Origin of the sequence: Lentzea miocenica (assembly GCF_033949945.1) — a bacterium.
In the GTDB taxonomy this organism is placed as follows: Bacteria; Actinomycetota; Actinomycetes; order Mycobacteriales; family Pseudonocardiaceae; genus Lentzea; species Lentzea miocenica.
The window spans coordinates 52,114-72,081 of record NZ_JAXAVW010000025.1 but is presented as its reverse complement, the minus strand read 5'-3'; the positions used below and the strand labels follow the sequence as shown (position 1 = coordinate 72,081).

Annotated in this window: 15 protein-coding genes; 9 read left to right on the top strand and 6 right to left on the bottom strand. The window is 69.2% G+C overall.

The window, feature by feature from the left end:
* The first annotated feature begins 131 nt into the window (after positions 1-131).
* Both SK803_RS28560 and SK803_RS28555 read left to right on the top strand, forming a co-directional pair.
* Positions 132-1,169, top strand: a complete 1,038-nt coding sequence (locus SK803_RS28560) for a DUF1996 domain-containing protein (RefSeq protein WP_319969215.1) — start codon at positions 132-134, stop codon at positions 1,167-1,169.
* Complete coding sequence (locus SK803_RS28555) at positions 1,169-1,702, top strand: DUF305 domain-containing protein (RefSeq protein ID WP_319969214.1); 534 nt, start codon at positions 1,169-1,171, stop codon at positions 1,700-1,702. Before SK803_RS28560 ends, SK803_RS28555 begins: the two co-directional genes overlap by 1 nt.
* Positions 1,703-1,706: 4 nt before the next feature.
* Here SK803_RS28555 and SK803_RS28550 read toward each other — a convergent pair whose 3' ends face one another.
* Positions 1,707-1,970: a UBP-type zinc finger domain-containing protein gene (locus SK803_RS28550; RefSeq protein ID WP_319969213.1), complete on the bottom strand. Its 264-nt coding sequence runs from the start codon at positions 1,968-1,970 to the stop codon at positions 1,707-1,709.
* A gap of 56 nt (positions 1,971-2,026) precedes the next feature.
* Here SK803_RS28550 and SK803_RS28545 point away from each other — a divergent pair, with 56 nt between their 5' ends.
* Both SK803_RS28545 and SK803_RS28540 read left to right on the top strand, forming a co-directional pair.
* On the top strand, positions 2,027-3,694 hold the full coding sequence (locus SK803_RS28545; protein ID WP_319969212.1) for an FAD-dependent oxidoreductase: 1,668 nt from the start codon (positions 2,027-2,029) through the stop codon (positions 3,692-3,694).
* On the top strand, positions 3,694-5,106 hold the full coding sequence (locus tag SK803_RS28540; RefSeq protein ID WP_319969290.1) for an ATP-binding protein: 1,413 nt from the start codon (positions 3,694-3,696) through the stop codon (positions 5,104-5,106). The genes SK803_RS28545 and SK803_RS28540 overlap by 1 nt, the downstream gene beginning before the upstream one ends.
* Before the next feature lie 16 nt (positions 5,107-5,122).
* Here the strand turns inward: SK803_RS28540 and SK803_RS28535 are convergent, their stop codons facing one another.
* A complete protein-coding gene (locus SK803_RS28535) occupies positions 5,123-8,353 on the bottom strand; it encodes a hypothetical protein (RefSeq protein ID WP_319969211.1) in 3,231 nt (1,076 codons plus the stop codon).
* 398 nt (positions 8,354-8,751) lie between these two features.
* Between SK803_RS28535 and SK803_RS28530 the strand changes: the two genes are divergently transcribed.
* Together SK803_RS28530 and SK803_RS28525 are read left to right on the top strand one after the other, a co-directional pair.
* The gene (locus tag SK803_RS28530; RefSeq protein WP_319969210.1) at positions 8,752-9,846 is read left to right on the top strand and encodes a hypothetical protein; all 1,095 of its coding nucleotides are present in this window, start codon (positions 8,752-8,754) and stop codon (positions 9,844-9,846) included.
* 93 nt (positions 9,847-9,939) lie between these two features.
* Positions 9,940-10,680 carry a ribonuclease activity regulator RraA gene (locus tag SK803_RS28525; RefSeq protein ID WP_319969209.1) on the top strand — a complete coding sequence of 247 codons (741 nt, stop codon included), beginning with the start codon at positions 9,940-9,942 and terminating at the stop codon, positions 10,678-10,680.
* 258 nt (positions 10,681-10,938) lie between these two features.
* On the opposite strand, the gene SK803_RS28520 is transcribed toward SK803_RS28525, so the two are convergent.
* From SK803_RS28520 to SK803_RS28510, 3 genes are all read right to left on the bottom strand, one after another.
* Positions 10,939-12,948 carry an ABC transporter permease gene (locus tag SK803_RS28520; protein WP_319969208.1) on the bottom strand — a complete coding sequence of 670 codons (2,010 nt, stop codon included), beginning with the start codon at positions 12,946-12,948 and terminating at the stop codon, positions 10,939-10,941.
* Complete coding sequence (locus tag SK803_RS28515) at positions 12,945-14,369, bottom strand: extracellular solute-binding protein (RefSeq protein ID WP_319969207.1); 1,425 nt, start codon at positions 14,367-14,369, stop codon at positions 12,945-12,947. The genes SK803_RS28520 and SK803_RS28515 overlap by 4 nt, the downstream gene beginning before the upstream one ends.
* A gap of 161 nt (positions 14,370-14,530) precedes the next feature.
* Entirely contained in the window at positions 14,531-15,274 is a 744-nt protein-coding gene (locus SK803_RS28510) for a FadR/GntR family transcriptional regulator (RefSeq protein WP_319969206.1), read from the bottom strand.
* A gap of 74 nt (positions 15,275-15,348) precedes the next feature.
* On the opposite strand from SK803_RS28510, the gene SK803_RS28505 reads away from it, so the two are divergent.
* On the top strand, positions 15,349-16,506 hold the full coding sequence (locus SK803_RS28505; RefSeq protein WP_319969205.1) for a mandelate racemase/muconate lactonizing enzyme family protein: 1,158 nt from the start codon (positions 15,349-15,351) through the stop codon (positions 16,504-16,506).
* A gap of 31 nt (positions 16,507-16,537) precedes the next feature.
* Here the strand turns inward: SK803_RS28505 and SK803_RS28500 are convergent, their stop codons facing one another.
* Positions 16,538-17,113, bottom strand: a complete 576-nt coding sequence (locus SK803_RS28500) for a QsdR family transcriptional regulator (protein ID WP_319969204.1) — start codon at positions 17,111-17,113, stop codon at positions 16,538-16,540.
* A gap of 61 nt (positions 17,114-17,174) precedes the next feature.
* Here SK803_RS28500 and SK803_RS28495 point away from each other — a divergent pair, with 61 nt between their 5' ends.
* Together SK803_RS28495 and SK803_RS28490 are read left to right on the top strand one after the other, a co-directional pair.
* Positions 17,175-18,110 (top strand): DUF1295 domain-containing protein, encoded by a 936-nt coding sequence (locus SK803_RS28495; RefSeq protein ID WP_319969203.1) that lies wholly within the window; start codon positions 17,175-17,177, stop codon positions 18,108-18,110.
* 138 nt (positions 18,111-18,248) lie between these two features.
* On the top strand, positions 18,249-19,700 hold the full coding sequence (locus tag SK803_RS28490) for a PKD domain-containing protein (RefSeq protein ID WP_319969202.1): 1,452 nt from the start codon (positions 18,249-18,251) through the stop codon (positions 19,698-19,700).
* Positions 19,701-19,968: the final 268 nt, after the last annotated feature.

Sequence of the window (19,968 nt, the reverse complement as noted above, 5' to 3'; positions counted from 1 at the left end):
GCGGGCTCACGTCGGCTCGGACTCGGTCCCGGGGGTCCGGGAAAGATCGGCGAGATTTTCGTTATCGCGGCGCGCGCCGGACATCTCCTGGTCAGAAGACCCCCGGACTTCCCCGCACGAAAGGACCTTCAGTGGCCCACGTCCCCAGTTCACGGCTGCGACGACGCGTGTGGATCGCCGCACTGGCCGTCGCAGGTGTCGCGGCGTCCGCGGTGACCGCGAACGCGATGTTCTTCACCCCGCCCGCCCAGCCCAAGGCGAGTCAGACCTCCTCGGCCGCGGCCGTGACCTCGTCGCCTCAAGCCGCGGGCACCACGACGCCGCCGGCCGACACGCCCGTGCCTACGGCGGAAACGACGAAGGCCGCCGTGGTCGCGCCGCCGAAACCGCAGGAACCGATCCCGCCGAACGCGGTGCGCGTCGCGGAGTTCGTCGCGGAGTGCCCGTTCACGCACAAGCTCCCGGACGACCCGATCGTCCTGCCGAACCTGCCCGGTGCCTCGCACATGCACAGCTTCTTCGGCAACACCTCGACCAACGCCCACTCGGACGTCACCAGCCTGGGCAAGGCCACCAGCACGTGCAGCCCGAAGGTGGACCTCTCGTCGTACTGGGTGCCGACACTGCTGGTCGACGGGCAGCCCGTCGAGCCGACCGGCACGACGTTCTACTACCTCGGCGAGGGCGTGCGCGACGACGTGACGGCACGCATCCAGCCGTTGCCGTACGGCCTGCGCATCGTCGCGGGCAACGCCAAGGCCACCGCGCCGGACAACACCACGACGTCACGCTGGTCGTGCCTGCACGCCGGTCACGTCGGAGCGTCGAAGGACTTCGTGACCTGCCCGGCCGGCACCATGATCGAGTCCTACCTGGACTTCCCGCAGTGCTGGAACGGCAAGGACCTCGACTCCGCGGACCACAAGAGCCACATGTCCTACCCGGTCAACGGCGACTGCCCGGCCACCCACCCCGTGCCCGTGCCGAAGCTGCGCCAGGTGCTGCGCTACCCGGCCAACGGCGACCCGGCGCGGTTCAAGCTGTCGTCCGGTCCGGGGTTCACGATGCACGGCGACTTCTTCAACGTCTGGCCAGAAGCCGAAATGGCGCAACGCGTCCGCGACTGCATCAACCGGATCGTCAAGTGCGGACCGGACGGCCGCCCCTAGTGCGAGCCCTGCTGGTCGCGGTGGTCCTGGCGGCGGCGGGCTGTGGCACACCGACCGGCAGCCCTCCGCCCGCCGGTTCTCCCGCACCGGACCTCGCCGCCACGGACCTCGCGTTCGTGGATCTGCTGATACCTCAGAACGAGTCCACGCTGGCCGCTCTCGCCCTGACGTCGGCCAACCCCGGCTCAGCGCTGCACCCGGTGGCCCGGCAGGTCGAGACCCGCTACCGCGCCGAACTGGCGCAGGTCCGGGAACTGCTCGCCCGGATCGGCAGGCAGGAGAGTGACCAGCACGACGGCCACGACATGCCTGGCATGATCACGGCCGCCGAGCTGGCCACGCTCGCGCATGACCGGGGCACTGCGTTCGACCAGCAGTTGAAGGCTTTGTTGCGCAGCCAGTTCGAGGAGGCGCGGACTGTCGCCCGCGCGGAACTGTCGTCGGGCACGAGCCAACCGGTGCTGGAGCTGGGTGCCCGCGTCGACAGCACGCGGGCGGAGTTCCTCGCTCTGCTGGAAGGCGTTCAACGATAGAAGGTCACACGACCGTGTCGTCCACGAAGCACCAGCGCCAGGTCTCCCCCGGCTCGAACGAGCGGATGATCGGGTGCCCCTCGTCGGCGAAGTGCTTCGAGGCGTGCTTGGCGGGCGACGAGTCGCAGCAGGCGACCTTGCCGCAGCTGAGGCACAGGCGCAGGTGCACCCACCTGCCGCCGGCGGCCAGGCAGTCCTCACACCCCTCCGGCGTGGTGGGAGCGGGGTCGGCACCCAGCTCGGCGACGTGTTCGCAGGTAGTGGTCACGGCCCGACGGTACCTCGATTGCGGCCGTCGACAAGTTCTGGTGTTTGACTGGGCGCATGACGACTGCCGGTCGCGTCGCGCGGCCTTCGATTCTCACGGTGGACGACGATCCTGCCGTGTCGCGGGCGGTGGCGCGCGACCTGCGCCGGAAGTACGGCGAGCACTACCGCGTCGTGCGCGCGGAGTCCGGGGCCCAGGCGCTCGAGGCCCTGCACGAGATCAAACTGCGCGGCGAGGAGGTCGCGGTGTTGCTCGCCGACCACCGGATGCCTCAGATGAACGGCATCGAGTTCCTCGAGCAGGCCATGGACGTGTTCCCCCAGGCACGCCGGGTGCTGCTCACGGCGTACGCCGACACCGACGCCGCGATCCAGGCGATCAACGTCGTGGACCTCGACCACTACCTGCTCAAGCCGTGGGACCCGCCGGAGCAGAACCTCTATCCGGTGCTCGACGAGCAGCTGCGGGCCTGGGCCGTGAGCGACCGGCAGCCACCTCAGCGGGTGCGGGTGATCGGGCACCGCTGGTCGCCGCGTTCCTACGAGGTACGTGACTTCCTGGCACGCAACAGCATTCCGTTCCGCTGGCACGCGCTCGACGAGCCGGAAGCACGCTGCCTGCTCACCGCGGCGCACCAGGACGGGACGACCCTGCCCGTCGTGGTCACGGCTCAGGGCAAGGCCCTGGTCGACCCCTCCGACGCGGAGCTCGCCGCCGAAGTGGGCCTGAGCACGCAGCCGTCGGCGGAGTTCTACGACCTGATCGTCGTGGGTGGCGGACCCGCGGGGCTCGGCGCCGCGGTGTACGGAGGGTCGGAGGGGCTGCGCACCGTGCTGGTCGAACGGATCGCGACGGGCGGCCAGGCGGGTACGAGCAGCCGCATCGAGAACTACCTGGGCTTCCCCGACGGGGTGTCCGGCGGCCAGCTGACCGAACGGGCCCGCAGACAGGCGGTCAAGTTCGGAGTCGAGCTGCTCACCACCCGTGACGTCGTCGCCCTGGAGCGCCGGGGAGCCGCGCGGATCGTGCGGTTCGGCGACGGCACCGAACTCGCCGCCCACACCGTCATCCTCGCCACCGGCGTGTCGTACCGGTTGCTCGACGCGCCCGGACTCGGCGAGCTGACCGGGCGGGGCGTGTACTACGGCGCCTCGACCACCGAAGGCCCGAACTGCGCTGGTCAGGACGTCTACCTGGTCGGCGGCGCGAACTCCGCGGGGCAGGCGGCCGTCTACTTCTCCTGGCACGCGCGCAAGGTGGTGATCCTGGTGAGGGGTGACTCGCTGGAGCAGTCGATGTCGCGGTACCTGATCGACCAGCTCTCGGCGATCCCGAACGTGGAGGTGCGCACGCACACCGAGGTCTGCGGCGGCACCGGTGCGGATCACCTCGAGACGCTGACGTTGCTGCACAACAAGACCGGCGAGACGACGACCGTCGCGGCGAGCTGGTTGTTCGCGTTCATCGGTGCCGCCCCGCGCACGGACTGGCTGGACGGCACGCTGGAAAGGGACGAGCGCGGCTTCCTCCTCGCCGGCCCCGACCTCGGCGGCTCACCGCCTGGCTGGGACCTCGAACGGGCGCCGTACCACCTGGAGACGAACGTGCCCGGGGTGTTCGTCGCGGGCGACGTCCGGGCGGACTCGGTGAAGCGGGTCGCCTCCGCGGTCGGTGAGGGTGCCATGGCGGTCACCCTGGTCCACCGTTACCTGGAGAGGTCGTGATGGAGCGGCTCACCGCGGCTGAGCTGCGCGAACTGTTCCTGTTCGAGAAGCTCGACCAGACCCAGCTGGACTGGCTGGCCGGACACGGCCACGTCGAGACCCGCGAGTCGGGCACGGCCGTGCTCACCGAAGGCGAGCCGGCGACGTGTTTCTTCGTGCTGCTCGAAGGAACAGTCGCCCTGTGCCGCAACATCGGCGGCCAACGCGTCGAGGTGAGCCGCAGCAGCCTGCGCGGCTCGTACTTCGGTGCCACCCAGGCCTACCTGGAGCTCGACCAGCCGACCTACCAGATGACCGTCGAGTCGATCACCGCCACGTCGATGCTGCAGTTCGACGCGGACGAGTTCGGGCCGATGGTCCGCGCGTGGTTCCCGATGGCGATGCACCTGCTGGAGGGCCTGTTCTGGGGCATGCGGAACACCCAGGCGACGGTGGGCCAGCACGAGCGGCTCACCGCGCTCGGCGCACTGTCCGCGGGCCTCACCCACGAACTCAACAATCCGGCCGCGGCCGCCGTCCGGGCGACCGCGGCGCTGCGCGAACGGGTCGCGGGAATGCGGCACAAACTCGCTCTTCTGGCGCAGGGAGCGATCGACCCGGCAGTGCTGCCGGCTCTGGTCAAGCTTCAGGAGAAGGCGGTCGAACGAGTCGCCAAGGCACCGAAACTCAGTCCGTTGGAGGCCAGCGACGCCGAGGACGAGGTCGCCGACTGGCTCGACGACCACGACATCAGCGGCGGCTGGGACGTCGCCCCCGTCCTGGTCGCGGCCGGACTGGACGTGGAGTGGCTGGAGGGATCACTCACGTCGTGCCCGGCAGCTGTCACCGGATCCGCCGTGCACTGGCTCAGGTACACGGTCGAGACCGAGATGCTGATGAACGAGATCGAGGACGCCACCACCAGAGTGTCCACTTTGGTCGGTGCCGCCAAACAGTACTCGCAGATGGACCGCGCGCCGTTCCAGGTGGTCGACGTGCACGAGTTGCTCGACTCCACTCTGGTCATGTTCGGTGGGAAGCTCACGGACGTGCAGGTGGTCAAGGACTACGACCGGACGCTCCCCCGCATCTCCGCGTACGCCGGCGAGCTCAACCAGGTGTGGACGAACATGATCGACAACGCGCTGAGCGCGATGGCCGGTTCAGGAACGTTGACCGTGCGGACCTTCAGGCAGGACAAGCACCTCGTGGTGGAGATCGGTGACACCGGCCCCGGCATCCCGGCAGAGGTGAAGAGCCGGATCTTCGAACCGTTCTTCACCACCAAGCCGGTCGGACAGGGCACCGGACTCGGGCTGGAGATCTCCTGGCGGATCGTGGTCAACAAGCATCACGGCGCCATCCGCGTGGACTCGCTACCGGGTGACACGCGGTTCCAGGTCGTTCTGCCGTTGGAGGCGGCAGAAGAGTGACAGGTGCACCGGGGGCTCAGGGCCACCACCTGTGCACGTCGTCGAGCGACTCCAGGAACAGCGGACCGAACTCCAGTCCGGCGAGATCGCGCAGCACCGGCAGACCGTCTTTCAGCACTGCGAGAGAGCCGCTGCGGTCGTTGACCTGCCACACCGTGCGAAGAATCCGCGCGTACAACAGGTGTTCACCGAGTTCGGCCGCGCGTGCCAGCAACGCCTTGGCCACCGTGTCACGCGGCAGGTACAGCACGTCGCAGGCGCGAGCCAGTTCGCCTGCGGACAGGTGCGAGACGAGGTCGAGCGGCAGGTCAGGCGTGAGGGCTTCGTCGAAGATCTCGGCACGACGGCGTTCCTGGAGTTGAGGCAGCAGGTGCGCCAACGCCTTCACGCGGGTGCTGTCGTGCTTCGCCGTCCGCGCCAAGGCGACGGCGTCCTCCAGGTCCGCATTGGACAGATGGGGTGCCAGGTCTCGCAGCACTCCCGTGCCTGCTTCGTCCAGCGGACCGCGGGCACGGACGATGGCCAGGGCTCGCGCGTGGAGGTGGTGCGGCAGGTAGGCCGCCAGCCACATGAGGATGGTGTACGGGTACTTGTTGGTGGTGGCGGCTTCGACTTCTTCTTCGCACAGAAGGGTTTGCTGATCCACTGGCAGGCGCGACAGCACCGCGTTCAGCACGCTGCCGCGGTCTGGCTCGGTGGTCAGCTTGCCGACGAGGGCGCGGACGTCGGGCATCCGGTCGGCGGGCAGGGTCAGGGCCAGGCCGCGCAGCAGTTGTGCGCCTCGGCGCTGCTCGGTGAGATCTCGGGTGAGCGCCAGCACTTCTTCGAGTTGGCCGAGCGAGAGTTGTGGCAGCAGCTCGGCCAGGTAGAACTCAGGCGGCGCCGGGTTTTCCGTCAGCGCCGCCAGTGCGGTCGTTGCTGCTGCTCGCTGTTCGTCGGCAGGCAGGTGCGGACCCAGTGCGCACAGAGCGCGGCCCCGTGCTTGGGCATCGTCGAAAGCGGCGGCGATCGTGGCCAGGCGGCGGGCCTCGGCCGGCGACAGGCGGTGGGCGATCTTCTCGATCGTCTGGGCGAGAAAGAGGCCGTTCCAGGTGGAGATCTCGTCCAGCACGCTGGAGAGCAGCCCGGCCGGGCCGTGCAGCGCGACGTGCTCCATCGCCCACGCGCCGCCGATGGAGAGATGCCGAGCCCACTGGTCGTCCGTCAGCAGGCGGACCACCGGCAGCACCAGGTGTTCGTTGCGGGTGGCTCCAGCGGTGGCGAGCAGCTCGTCCACCACGGTGTCGCGGGCGGGAGCGGGAAGCTGGGCGGCCAGCGCGGTCTTCGTCCAGATCACCTTGCCGGCGATCCCGGTCGCGGCGGTGAGGGCTGACGCGGTCAGCGATGCGCGCGTTTCCGGGTCGGGGAGGGTGGCTGCGAGTTCGGCCAGGGCGCGGCCGCGGTCGGCGCCGTCGGTGATCGCCTCGGCGATCCGCAGTGCTCGGGCGAACTCGTCGGGGGTGAGCGTTCCCGCCACTTCGGCGAGTGCGTCGGCACGTTCGGATTCGGAACGGAGGGCGGCGATGGCGTCCAGCGTCAGCGAGGGCTGGGCGGTCGCGTCCTCGGTGACCGACGTGGACGGTCCGTCGGCAGGCTGATGCGGTGCCAGTGCCGCCAGCGGGCCAGGTTCACCCTGGTGGTCGAGCCACTTCGCCACGGCCAGGGCGCGGTCGATGCCGGCGGCGTGCAGGTGCGGCGCGAGCCGGCAGAACGCGGTGAGGCCGGATTCCTTGTCGCATCGTGCGATGACAAGCCTGAAGTAGCGGGTGAGCTGCTCCTCGGACAGGTGCGGCGCCAGCGCGCCGACAGCCTGCCATCGCGCAGGTTCGTCCCAGGTGTCGACGAGGGCCAACGCGCGCGCCACGACATCCGGCCGTTCTTTCTCCGGCAGGTGCGGAGCCACCAGCGTCATCGCGGCTACCTGGTCGGCCGGGTCCGGGAGGTGGCGGACGTGGGCCAGCACCCGCTGCCACGCCCACACACCGGTCTCGGCCGCCACCTCCAGCACACGAGGCGGGATGGTGGGAGTGAGGCTTTTGAGCGACGCGCTGATGAGCTGGTAGTGCAGCTCCCCCACCAGAACCGGGGCGAGCCGGCCGCGCCGCAACGCCTCGTCGGTGAGCCGTTCGTAGTGCTCGCGCACAACCGCGACCGTCTCCGCGTACACGTCCAGCGTGCCGGCCGCGTGATGTGCCGCGAACCAGACGAGCTCGCCGTCCTTCTCCTCCCGCAGCAAGGCCTCCAGGTCAGTGAGGCGGCGCGCGGCCAACAGGTGCGATCCCAGGTACCGCAACGAGTAGTCGTCGGAGAGGTGCGCCAGGCAGTGGTCGGCGATCCGGCCGTGCGCCTCGACCGCGGCAGGCCCCAGCAGCTCGGACCACATCTCGCGCAGGCCGGTGTCGTAGATCTCGAACGTCGTGGTGCCGGCGGTGAGGAACGGCCGCAACCGGAGATCACACCATTCCCGCACGGCATCTTCGTCCACACCGGACAGGTGACTCAACGTGGCCAACGGGAGTGCTTCGCGAGCGACCGCGAGCGTGGACAGCACGGGCAGAGCCACGTCGTCGTCACGCCACTGGTCGAGCTGACCCGCGTGGTACGAACGCAGAGCTGCCACGTTGCGGTCGTCCATGCGGATCACCGCGTCACAGCGCGGCGGCGCGCTGCCGGTGCGGTAGGTGCCGACGACGAAGACGTTGGGCGGCAACACGTCGGGCAATCCCCACGGCTGCCGCCCCTCCGGTGTCACCGCCCTGTCGGCACCGTCGACCAGCAGCACCAGCGGTTCGCTGCCCGCCACCCGCGTGAGCAGCGCCTCGAAACCGCCAGGTGTGCCGGCCCACTCCGGCAGCAGGCGGCCGGGCACCAGGGTCCACAACTCACCGCGCACGATCAGCTGCGCGGCCAGGTCGCACAGCGCGACCCGCACCGAACCGCCGTCCGCGCGCCCGCCGAAGTGGCTGATCCAGCCGCGTTCCCGAGCGAGGTACGTGGCCAGCGCGGTCTTGCCCGTCCCGGCGTCGCCCTCGATCCACAGGTAGCCGGACGGCTGCTCGGCCAGGAACGAGTCGATCTCGCCGACCAACTGGCGGTGCCCGGTGAACCCGTCGGGCAACGCGTTCAGGAACACCGGGCGCGGGTCCCGCACGGCCTCGTCGACCGGCGTGGACCACGCGCCGGGACCGGTGAACCTGAAGTAACTCACCGGCCCATTGTCGGTGATCTTGAGATGGCGTGTGGCCCGAACGGCCTAGAGCGCACGAAGAAAGCACGTCATGGATGGCTGACCACCGCTCTCACGCGGCCGACGTCACCCAAGCCCCGCGAAACGTGAGACAGTTGACGTCTACGCACGCCCCGTGTTCACGCCCGGAGGCGCGCGCCTTCACCCCGGAGCGGACGCCGCCTCATCCAGGCGCGTTTCACCGCTCCCGGTCAGTTCGCACCACTCCACGCCCAGGACCGGGTACAAGCACCACCCCACGAGGGAGATCTCCCATCATCGCTTCCGCGCTCACTCCGGCCCTGGCCGCTCCCCGCACGCTCACCGACATCTACGGCCCCGACATCGCCGTCTGCGCACGCCCCGCCCAGGAACCGGCTGTGCCGTCGAGCAGGCACCGGAACACCCGCGACGTCCTGTCCGCCCGCCCCCTCGCCATCGCCGCCGACACCCCCGTCATCAGCAGCGCTGGCGGCACCGAGCCCAACCTCCTCGCCGCCCTCGCCGACGGCGGCCTGCCCGTCGGCACCGACCCGCGTGAGTTCCGCACCGAAGCCGAGTTCGCCGTGCGCGTCACCGAAGCCCTCAGCGACGGCCTGCGCCTGTCCATGGAATACCCGCAGCCCACCGCCCTGTACCCGGACGAGCGCTCCGTGAAGAGCGCCGAACTCGTCGGCTACCTCAACAACAAGGCCAGCATCAGCACGTTCGTCGACCCTCGCTTCCAAGCCCGTCGCCAGATCGTCGCCGTCGACGAACTCGCAGAAGCCGCGCCTGTCGAGAAGTCCTGGGTTCTCAAAGCCGCCACCAACGCCGCCCACGGCGCCAGCCTCGACGTGTACCTGCACCGGGCCGGGGAGCCGGTGACCCTGCCCGCGTTCACCGACGTCCTCACCGAGGTCGTCGTCGAGGAGTACCTGCACATCCACCGCAACTGGGGCATCCAGCTCTACGTCGCCGCAGACGGCAGGGCCCGCCTGCTCGCCGTCACCGACCAGCGCATCGACGCCGACGGCGTCTACACCGGCGGCCGCTTCGGGCTCGTCGTCCCGCTCCCGGCCGACCTGCTCACCGAATGCCTCGCGATCGCCCAGCGCGCCGCCGACGTGGGCTACCGCGGTATGTGCAGCCTCGACTGCGCCCAGACCTACGACGGCAGACTCGTCATGCTGGACCTCAACTTCCGCATCACCAGCGGGTCCATCCCGCTGCTGGCGCTGCACACCATCCGCCCCGACGCCCTCGACCGCCCGTCGGAGTCCACGAAACTCACCACCACCGCCTCGATCGCCGCGCTGCTCGCCGCGCTCCGGCCCGCGTTGCAGCGCGGAGGGCTGCTCGTCACCGGTGGCCACGACACCCGCCGCACCGACAACCCGATCAAGCAGGCCACCGTGCACCTGCTCGTCTTCGGAGACGACCCTGACGAAGTCGCCACCCGCCGCGCCGCGCTGGAAGCCATGTACAAGAACTGACGCGGATGATCGGCGCGACAGTAGGCTCGGATCCAGGTCTCATCGACACTCTCCGACAGTGGCGGTCAGCGCGGATCCGAGGGAGCTACCGACGTGGTCGAGACGCACGACATCGTCCGCCCGCCTGCTGAGCTCAGTGCGGCGCTCGCGGCCATCGGCAGTGCGACGGCGAGCGCCGAGCTGAGCCGGATGGGCATCCGCAGCGCGTTCATCCGCGGCCCGGTCTCGGTGACTCCCGGCGTGCGCGTGGCCGGGCCGGCGCTGACGCTGCAGTTCCTGCCGAAGCGGGAGGACCTCTACCCCGTCGACGAGTACGCCGAGCCGGAGAAGCAGCTGCACCGGCACGTCATGTACCACGCCCAGCCCGGCGACATGATCGTCGTCGACGCGCGCGGTGACATGAGCAGCGGCGTGTTCGGCGAGATGATGCTGACCTACTTCAAGGGCCGCGGCGGTGCCGGTGTGGTGATCGACGGGTGCCTGCGCGACATCGGTGAGGCCAAGCAGCTCGGTCTCGGGCTGTGGATCCGGGGCGCCACGCCGAACTTCCACGCCCAGACCGGCATCGTCCCGGTGGCCGTCAACGTGCCGGTGGCGTGCGGCGGCACTCTCGTCGAACCGGGTGACATCGTCGTCGCCGACGACGACGGGGCTGTCGTGGTGCCGGTCAAGCTCGCACCCGCTGTGCTGGCGGTGGCTCAGGAGCACGCGGAATGGGAGGAGTTCTCCCGCATCCGGCTGGCCGAGGGCGGCGACCTGCGGCGGTACTACCCGCTGTCGGAGGAGGCCCGGCCCGAGTACGAACGGTGGCGCGCCGAGCAGGGCAAGGGCTGAGCAAAGGGCTCAGCTCCACAACCGGTCGTGGCTCGACTCGCCGTCCCAGCACGTCGTCACGGCGAAGAACAGCCGACGACGGACCGGACGATGTCCACATAGGACACCAGGTGCTCGACGCCCTTCGCTGTGACCTGGATGCCGGTGAACGGGTGCATGGCACGCCGGCCACGTTGGCCACCCGCAGGCCGGTGATGCGCAGGTCGCTCGGCCGGAACGCCGTCGCGACGTGCTCCTCCGTGATCGCCGGGGTCTCGCTCATCCCTTCACGGCGCCCGCGGTGAGGCCCTCGGTCAGGAACCGCTGCCCGAACCCGTACATGACCACCACCGGAATGCTGATCAGCAGCGAGGCCGCGGCCAACTGGCCCTGCGGCACGACGTCACCGAAGATCATCGACTGCATGCCGACGGGCAGCGTCTTGTAGCCGTCCTTGGTGATGAACACGAAGGCGAACAGGAACTCGTTCCACGCGTTGGTGAGCGTGAACAGCGCCACCGCGAGCAGGCCCGGTTTGGCCAGCGGCAGCACGATCCGGATGAACGCCCCGAACCGCGTGCAGCCGTCGACCAGCGCGGCCTCCTCGAGGTCGGCCGGGATCGACTTGAAGTAGCCGACGAGCAGCCACGTCGCGAACGGCAGGGTGAACGTCGGATAGGCGAGCACGAGTGCCCACAACGAGTCGTTGAGCCCGATCCCGCTCATCATCTGGTACAGCGGGATGAACAGCAGCGCGCCCGGCATCACGTAGGTGAGCAGGATCGTCACCGTGAAGCTCTCCGAACCCCGGAACTTCAGCCGTGCCAACGCGTAGCCGGCCAGCGCCGCGCACACCAGGGCGATCGCGGTGGACGCCACCGACACCAGGATCGTGTTGACGTACCAGGTGCCGAACGCCCTGCCCGTGAACAGGTTGGTGAACTGCTCGGTGCTCCACGGGGTCGGCCAGAGGTCGTCGGTGCGCGCGACGATCTGGTTGTCGGACTTGAAGGCCGTGACGGTCATCCAGTAGAGCGGGGCGAGCACGAAGCCCAGCAGACCCACGAGCGCGATCCCCGAACCGGCGCCGCTGACCAGGCGCGCGGCCAGCCGGTTGCCGCGCGTGGCGAGCACGGAGACGACCCGTCCGACGGCGGCCGCGAGCACCACGAACACGCCCAGCACGAGCGCGGCCTTCCACACGATGTGCGGCGACGCCCACACCAGCACGAGCACCGAGGCCACGACGATCACCCACGGCAGCGCCCTGCGCTGGGCAGGCGTCAGCCGCCTGCGCCCCATGTCCCCCGCGCCCGGCAGATCGCTGCGCCGCATCATCCGCACGAGGATCACCACGAGGACGGCGATGATCGGCAGCATCACCAGTGTGACCGCGGCGCCCGCGCCCAGCTGCAGCTGCTGGATGGCCTTCGAGTAGGCCACCATCACGTACGGGGCGGTGGCGTCCCCCGGTCCGCCCTGGGTCATCAGCCAGATCAGGTCGAAGTTGTTGAACGTCCAGATCGACGACAGCAACACCGTCACGATCATGATGTGGCGCAGCCCTGGCAGCGTGATGTGCTTGAAACGCTGCCACGGCGAGGCACCGTCCACAATGGCCGCTTCGTAGAGACCGCCGTCGATGGCCTTGAGCCCGGCCAGGAACGTCACCGTGAAGAACGGGATGCCCTTCCAGACGTTGACCAGGATGACCGCCGGCATCGCGAGCGCGGGATCGGACAGCCACTCCGCGGGCCATCTGTCGACGAGCCCGATGGCAGCGAGAGCGGGCCCGATCCCTGAGTCGGTGAGCAGGACGTTGACGCTGCCGAAGATCGGGTCGAACAAGGACCGCCAGGTGAAGGCCGTGACGACCGTCGGCACGACCCACGGCAGCAGGATCACCCCGGCGAGAATCGCCCGGCCGCGGCGCATGTGGTGCAGCATCAACGCCGCGATGAGGCCGAGGGTCACTTTGAAGATCTCGGCGTACGCGGTGAAGACGAACGAGTTGAGCACGCCCTTGTGGAACAGGGTGTCGTCGATGAGGGCGAGGTAGTTGTCCAGCCCGACGAAGACCGTCTCCGCACCGTGGCGTTCCGTGGTGCTGGTGAGGACCGAGCTGACGATCGGGAACAGGATCAGGCCCGCGACCAGCACCAGCGTGGGCCCGATGAACACCGCGGCGAGACGCCAGTCACGCCCCAGCAGCCGTTGCGACGTGGTGAGCGAGGGCGACGCGCCCGGCGCCGGACGAACCGGCGCCTGGCGCTCACGCAGGACGGTCACTGCTTGTAGCCCTGCTGCTCGAAGATCTGGACGATCCGGGCGTGGGTCGCGGCGACGGCGTCGGCCGGCCGGGCGCCCTGGATGACCGACTGCATCATGTCGGTGAGCAGGTAGGCGGCGGTGGCTGCCTGCTCACCAGGGCTCGGCGCCTGGGGGAACTTGAAGCCCGTCCTGGTGGCCACCGGGAGCGGCGTGCGGGTCTGCTCCCGCAGCGCGGGGAAGGCCGGGTCACCGCTGGTGTAGTACGGGTCGGAGTCCCACACCTTGTCCCACGAGGGGTTGACCAGGCACGGGGCTCCTTTCGCGACACCGAGCAGCGCGCTCCCGCTGACCATGTACTTCGCCACCAGCTTGGCGAGAGCGGGGTTCTTCGCCCCCTTGAACACGACGAACGAGTTGGACTCGCCGAACGCGAGTGGCTTGTCGATCGCCGGTCCGGTGGCGCCGTTGAACGGGTGGGTGTTGGCGTAGACCGGGTTGTTCTTGGTCTTCGAGTCGGCGTAGACGCTGAACTGGTTGAGCGTCAGCCCCAGGATCTGGGCCAGCCAGTTCTCGTTGTTGCTCGAGTCGGTCCAGCTGCCGATCCCCGGCGGCAGCATCGGCGTGTACTTCGGGTTCGTGTAGATGTCGCCGATGAACGTGACGGCGGCGACGGTCTCCGGCGAGTTGAACACCACCTTCGTGCCGGTGTTGTCCGCGATGGCCCCGCCGTAGGTGTTGACGACGTTCGCGATGAAGCCGTTGGCATCGCCGGAGCGGTTCACCGTGAGACCCCAGCCGAAGCGCCGCTTCGCCGGGTCGGAGACCTCCAACGCGTTGTCGCGCAACTCTTCCCACGTGTAGTGGGGCTTGAGCGGGAGCCCCTTCTCCTGGTACCAGTCCTTGCGCAGGTACATCGCGGACGCGATGAAGTGGTAGGGGATCGCGAACCAGCGCCCGTTGAACACGCAGTACGTGCTCGCCTCCGTCGCGGGCTCCCCGTAGAGCTTGCGCATCTCGTCGACCACGTCGGTGACGTCGGTGAGGGCGCCGAGGTTGTGGAGCTGGCCGACGAACCGCCGATCGCTCACGAAAGCGAAATCGCGGCTGGTGCCCGCTTTCACCTCGGCGTCCATCTTCGCGACCATGTCACCGGCGTCGCCGGAGACCAGGTCGTTGCGGACCGTGGTGCCGGTGGCCTGCGCGAACACCTGCAGCGACTTGTCCAGCGCCTGGTTGGCGGCCTCGGAGTAGAGCTTCTGCGAGAGCATCCCCACCGACCCGCCGCGCAGCGAGGCCGCCTGGTCGAGCAGCGCCTGGGGCACCTGGACGTCGACCTGCGGCGCGGCGGGGCCGCCACCTCCGCACCCGGCGAGTCCGAGCACGCCCAGCGCGCTCACGCCGAGGAACGTGCGCCTGGACAAGCCCGTTTTCTCTTCCATGACACTCCTCTCGCGTCCGGTCGAGCGGACGCGTACCGACGGGGCGACGTTGCAACCGGCGGGACAGCGAGACGGGGGCCGCGCTGCCGGGTCGTTCATGTGGCGAAGAACGGTGAACTGGTGAGGTGGAGGCGGTGTGGCAAACCGGTCCGTGCGGTGCGCTAACGCCGCCGGGCGGCCCGCTTGGTCTGCCGCTCCTTTTCCGCGAGGAGCGTGGAGTTGTTGGCCAGGTGCTTGCGCATCGCCGCGCGGGCACCTGCCGGGTCGCGCGCCACGAGCGCCTCGTAGATCGCCGTGTGGTCGGCGGTGGCCTTGCGCAGCGCGGCCGGTGCCTCGTTGGTGATGCGCCGGCTGGCCGTGCCCAGCCAGCGGGCGGAGTACATGATCCGGTCGAGGATGCGGTTGTCGGCCGCCCGGCAGATCTCCATGTGGAACTCGTGGTCGACTTCGAGGTAGGCGTTGGGATCCCCCTCGAGCGCCGCCATGCGGTCGAGCTCCTCCCTGAGCCGGTCCAGCGTCTCGTCGGTGATGCTGGTCGCGGCCATCGCGGCGAGTTCGGGCTCGAGCAGCACGCGCATCTGGTCCAGCTCCTGCAGCAGTTCGCCCACGATCTCCGCGGGCATCCACTCGATCAGCAACGGGCTCAGGTAGTCCCACTCCGCCGGAGGGCGCACGACGACGCGGCGGCCCTGCGCGACGTCGACGATGTCGAGCGAGGCCAGGATCTTGAGCGTCTCCCGTGCCACGACGCGGGACACGCCGAACTCCCGGGAGATGTCGAGCTCCGACGGCGCCCGGCCGTCCTCGAAGTCGCCGCTGACGATGCGCCGGGTCAGGTGTGCCGCCACCTGCACCGGGAGAGTCCGGACCTTGACAGCGTCCGCAGACTCTTGTCCCCTTTGCATGTCATCAGCTTATAGGACAAGTTGGACACGGCGACAGAGTCCGTTCATCTGCACGACCCAGCGGCGGGAGAGCCATGCGGATCGTGAACGTCACGACGGCAGTGGTGGCCTACCACGGTCAGGCCACCCTGGTCCGGATCGACACCGACGAGGGCATCAGCGGGTTCGGCGAGGCCAATCCCGATGCCGGCGCGGGTGCCGTCGTCGGAATGATCAACTTCTTGGCGCCCCTCCTGATCGGCGAGGACCCGCGCAACGTCGAGCGGTGCTGGGAGAAGCTGCGGCGCCACAAGGTCTTCGCGGGCCCCCAGGGCGGGGTGTTCGTGATCGCCCTCTCCGGGATCGAGCTCGCGCTGTGGGACATCGCGGGCAAAGCCGCTGGCCAGCCGGTCTACCGCCTGCTCGGCGGGAAGTTCCGCGACCGGATCCGCCTCTACGCCGACTGCGGCGACGGCGACGACCCGGCGGGCTCGATCGCCGGATGCGTCGACCGGGCCCAGCGGATGGTCGCCGAAGGCTTCACCGCCATCAAGTTCGACATCGACAACCTGCACCACCCTGCCAAGTTCGACGACTTCAACCACACGATCAACGCCGCCGAGCTGCGATCGATGGTCGAGCGCGTGGCGGCCGTCCGGGAAGCGATCGGACCGGACGTCGATCTGGCCATCGACCTGCACGCCCGTTACGACGTGCCGAGCGCGTGCCGGATCTCGTGGGAGCTCGAGCCGTTCCACCTGATGTGGCTGGAGGAGCCGCTGCCGGCGGAGAACGTCGACGCACTGGTGCGGGTGCGCGAACAGACCCGCACGCCGATCTGCGCCGGCGAGAACCTCTACCTGCGGTGGGGATTCCGCGAGCTGCTCGAACGCGGCGCCGTCGACGTCATCGAGCCGGACGTGCCGAAGTGCGGCGGCCTCGCCGAGGCCAAGAAGATCGCCAACCTCGCGGAGCTGCACTACATCCCCTTCGCACCGCACCTGGTGTCGACGCCACTGGGCACGATGGCCACGTCGCACCAGTGCGCGGCGATCCCCAACTTCCTCGTCCAGGAATGGCACGCCCTCGAGGAGCGCGCGGTGTGGGACAGCTACGTCCACTCCCCCGACGGGAGCGGCTCGATCGTGAAGGACGGCTACATCACGCTGCCCGACACTCCCGGCATCGGCGTGGAGCTCGACATGGACGGCGTCCGGGCACACGCCTTCGCGGGCTACGGGGTGTTCGAGTAGCGGAGCCGATCACCCGGCTTCCCCGGTGACGTCAGGCGAGAAGTTTTCGGATGATGTCCGTGGCGGTGTCGATGTCCGGTGGGGCGCCGGTGATGATGTCGGAGTAGCAGAAGGACTCGGCGAGCCGGACCACGGCGTAAGCCAGTTTGGTCAGCGGGATCTCCGACGTGTCCTCGCCGCGTGCAGCGCGGATGAGGTCGGCCAGTCCGGCCACGAGGCGATGCTGCACCACCCCCTGCTGGGAGGTCAGCACCCGCAGCGCCGTTTCGGGGTCGCGTTCGAGCAGCGCGCGCAGAGCCGGCGAGGCAACGGTGTCGCGCATCGCCTGGTCCAGTACCGCGACGACCCTGGCCGTGCCCCGCTGCGGGCTGGCCTGCCACAGACGCGCCCACGCCGTCTGCGTGATGACCCACAGCACCTCGCCCAGGACGCGGTCGCGATCGCCGTACCGGCGATAGAGGGTCGCCCGGCCGATACCGGCTTCGGCGGCGAGGTCGCCCATGTCGATGCGGCTCTCGCGAAGGAACTGCCGGAGCGCATGGGCGATGACCGGATCGACCTCGGGCTCGGTGGCCAGGTTCACGTTGGCCTCAGCGTGAGACAGCATGTATAAAGTGTCTCACTGAGACATTCAGACAGAATGTCTCAGTTTGGACGAGGAGGACAGCATGCGGCGGGTCTGGGCAGTGCTGCCGTTCGCCCTGGTCGGAGTCGCGCTGCTGCTGGCCCCGGCCACCGCGGGGCCCGCGTGGTGGAACCTGGCGGTGCAGGTCGTGTTGTTCACCCTGGCGGCGGCCGTCCCGGGGTACCTCACCCGGCACGTGTCGTACGTCGACGTGGCCTGGCCGTGGGGCCTGGCCGGCATCGGCCTGGTCACCGTCTTCACGGCCGACGATCTCAACGCGGCAACGGTCGCGATCGCGGTCGCCTACCTCGCCATGGGGGCGCGGATGGGACTGTGGAGCCTGGTGCTGACGGTGAAGCACGGCTGGTGGACGCCCGGCTCCCCCAAGGTCGAGCTGCCCCGGTACCAGTACCAGCGGCGGCGCTGGGAGCGGCAGGGGTTCCACAACGAGACGTGGTCCGTCCAGTACGAGATCTGGTTGCAGGGACTGGCGAACGCGTCGGTGCTGGCCGTCCCCGCGTTCCTCGTCGCCGCCGATCACCAGCGGCCGCTGTCCGTCTGGTCCGTGGCCGCCCTGGCCCTGTGGGCCGCGTCGTTCGTGCTGGAGTCGGTGGCCGACCGCCAGAAGCAGCGGTTCGCCGCCCGTGGCACGCGCGGTACCTGCGATCAAGGGCTGTGGCGCTACAGCAGGCACCCGAACTACTTCTTCCAATGGATGCAGTGGAACGCCCTGGTCCTGCTCGCGCTGCCGTCACTGCCGGCCCGGTTCCACGACACGACGCCGCTGGTGTGGGTGCTGCTGACGCTGGGCCTGTTCCTCGCCTCCTGGACGCTGTACGTCACGCTGACCAAGCACACCGGCGCCCGTCCCGCCGAGTACTACAGCCTTCGCAAGCGCCCTGACTACGCGCTTTACCAGGCCACCACCAACATGTTCTTCCCCGGTCCCGTCAAAACACCGCGGGAAGACGCCGAGTAACGCGAGACCTCCTGTTGGCCGCAGTGACGCTGCGGCGGATGATCGAATTTTCCCCCGCAGCCATCCCCGATGCCGCACCGCGCGTTTCAGCAGACGAGAGGCCGCCACAGAGGCTGCCTACCGAGTCTGGGGTTTCATTTGCGCGCATTGACAATCAGCGCCGTAGTCGCACTGACCGCGGTGCTGGCACCGGGTGCCGCCCACGCGGCACCACCGTCCAACGACGACTTCGCCGACGCCACGGCGATCACGTCGCTCCCGTTCGGTTCCGTTGTGGACACTCGGGAAGGCACCGCCGCGAACGACGACCCGTCGAGCTGCTCGTGGAGCACCAGCAGCGTCTGGTTCCGCTACACCGCGCCCGCTGACGGCTTCGCACGAATGAGCACGGACCGCCCGGACGACACGAAGCCGGCCATCTCCGCCTACACGGGTGAGCGCGGCGCGCTGACGTGGGTGACGGACGCGTGCCAGCAGCCGCACGGCGGCGGTTCGGACACCTTCGCGGTGAAGGCGGGCACGACCTACCACTTCCTGTTGCAGGACACGAAGTTCGCCGGGCCGGTGAGGTTCGGTCTCGAACTCGTGCCCAGGTCCGCCAACGACGACTTCGCCTCCGCGGCGGACGTGCCGATGGACACCACCGTCGCGGGCGACACCGGTCCCGCCACGGTGGAGACGGGCGAGCCCAAGCCGGGGTGCCAGTACCCCGCCACCCGCTCGGTGTGGTTCCGCTACACCGCCGACCGCGCCCGGTTCGTCTCGGCGAAGGTCACCCAGCGCACCAGCCTCGCGAGCGTCGCGGTCTTCCGCGGCTCCGCGCTCAACGCACTGACCGAAGTGGACTGCCTGCACAGCAACTACAACCCGGCGATCTTCGCGGCCACCCCGGGCGAGACCTACTACGTGCGGGTCGCGGAAGGCATCTACGGCGGCGAACAGCTGACGTTGCGACTCACCGAAGCGCCGGAGATCAAGCCCCACGCGATGTGGGTGCGCCCGGCCCAGCCCGGCGTCTTCGACGAGGTCAAGTTCGACGTCGATCCGGGTGACCCGGCGGGCCGCTGGCTCACGAGTGGCCTGGTGCAGTTCGGCGACGGCACGCCCGACGCCGCGATTTCAGACACCAACGGCGTGGTGACCGTCTCCCACAAGTACGCCGCCGACGGTGAATACGACGTCACGATCTCCGGACGCACGGCGGACGGCCGTTCCGGCAGCACCACCCAAAAGGTGAAGGTCGAGACCCACGACGTGACCGTCTCGAACGTCGCCGCGCCCGCCACCGCCAAGGTCGGCGACACCGGCCAGGTCGAGGTGTCGGTCAGCAACACCCGCTACGCCGAAGACGTCGTCGTCGAGCTGCTCCGGCGCAGGCCGGACGGCTACTACAACGTCGTCGGCACGGTTCGCCAGCACGTGGCGACGGACAGCACCGCGGTGGTGCCGTTCACGTACACCTACACCGCGGACGACGCGGCACGAGGCAAGGCAACGCTCAAGGCGCGCGTGCGCCTCGACGGCCGTGACGACAACAACCCGGCCGACAACGAGCGCACGGTCGAGACGACCGTCGTCGCGGCCAGCTAGCGAGGTCGACCGGCCGGGCAGCGCCCTCGGCGGCGCTGCCCGGCCGCACCGGAAATTCATGCGCATTCAGGAATCAGCCGGCCTCGCGCAAAGCGACTCCTGGGGATTCCGGAGATTTCTGGCCCCTTGCTTCTTCGCTCATTGATGGACCTCAGTTGCACACCCAGGACTTGTGCGACAGCGCACTTATCAAGCCCCCCTTTTGGCGGTATAAGGACTTCCTATGCCGTGACAGCCTCGAAGGCGCGTGAGCCACGCGACACCTGGG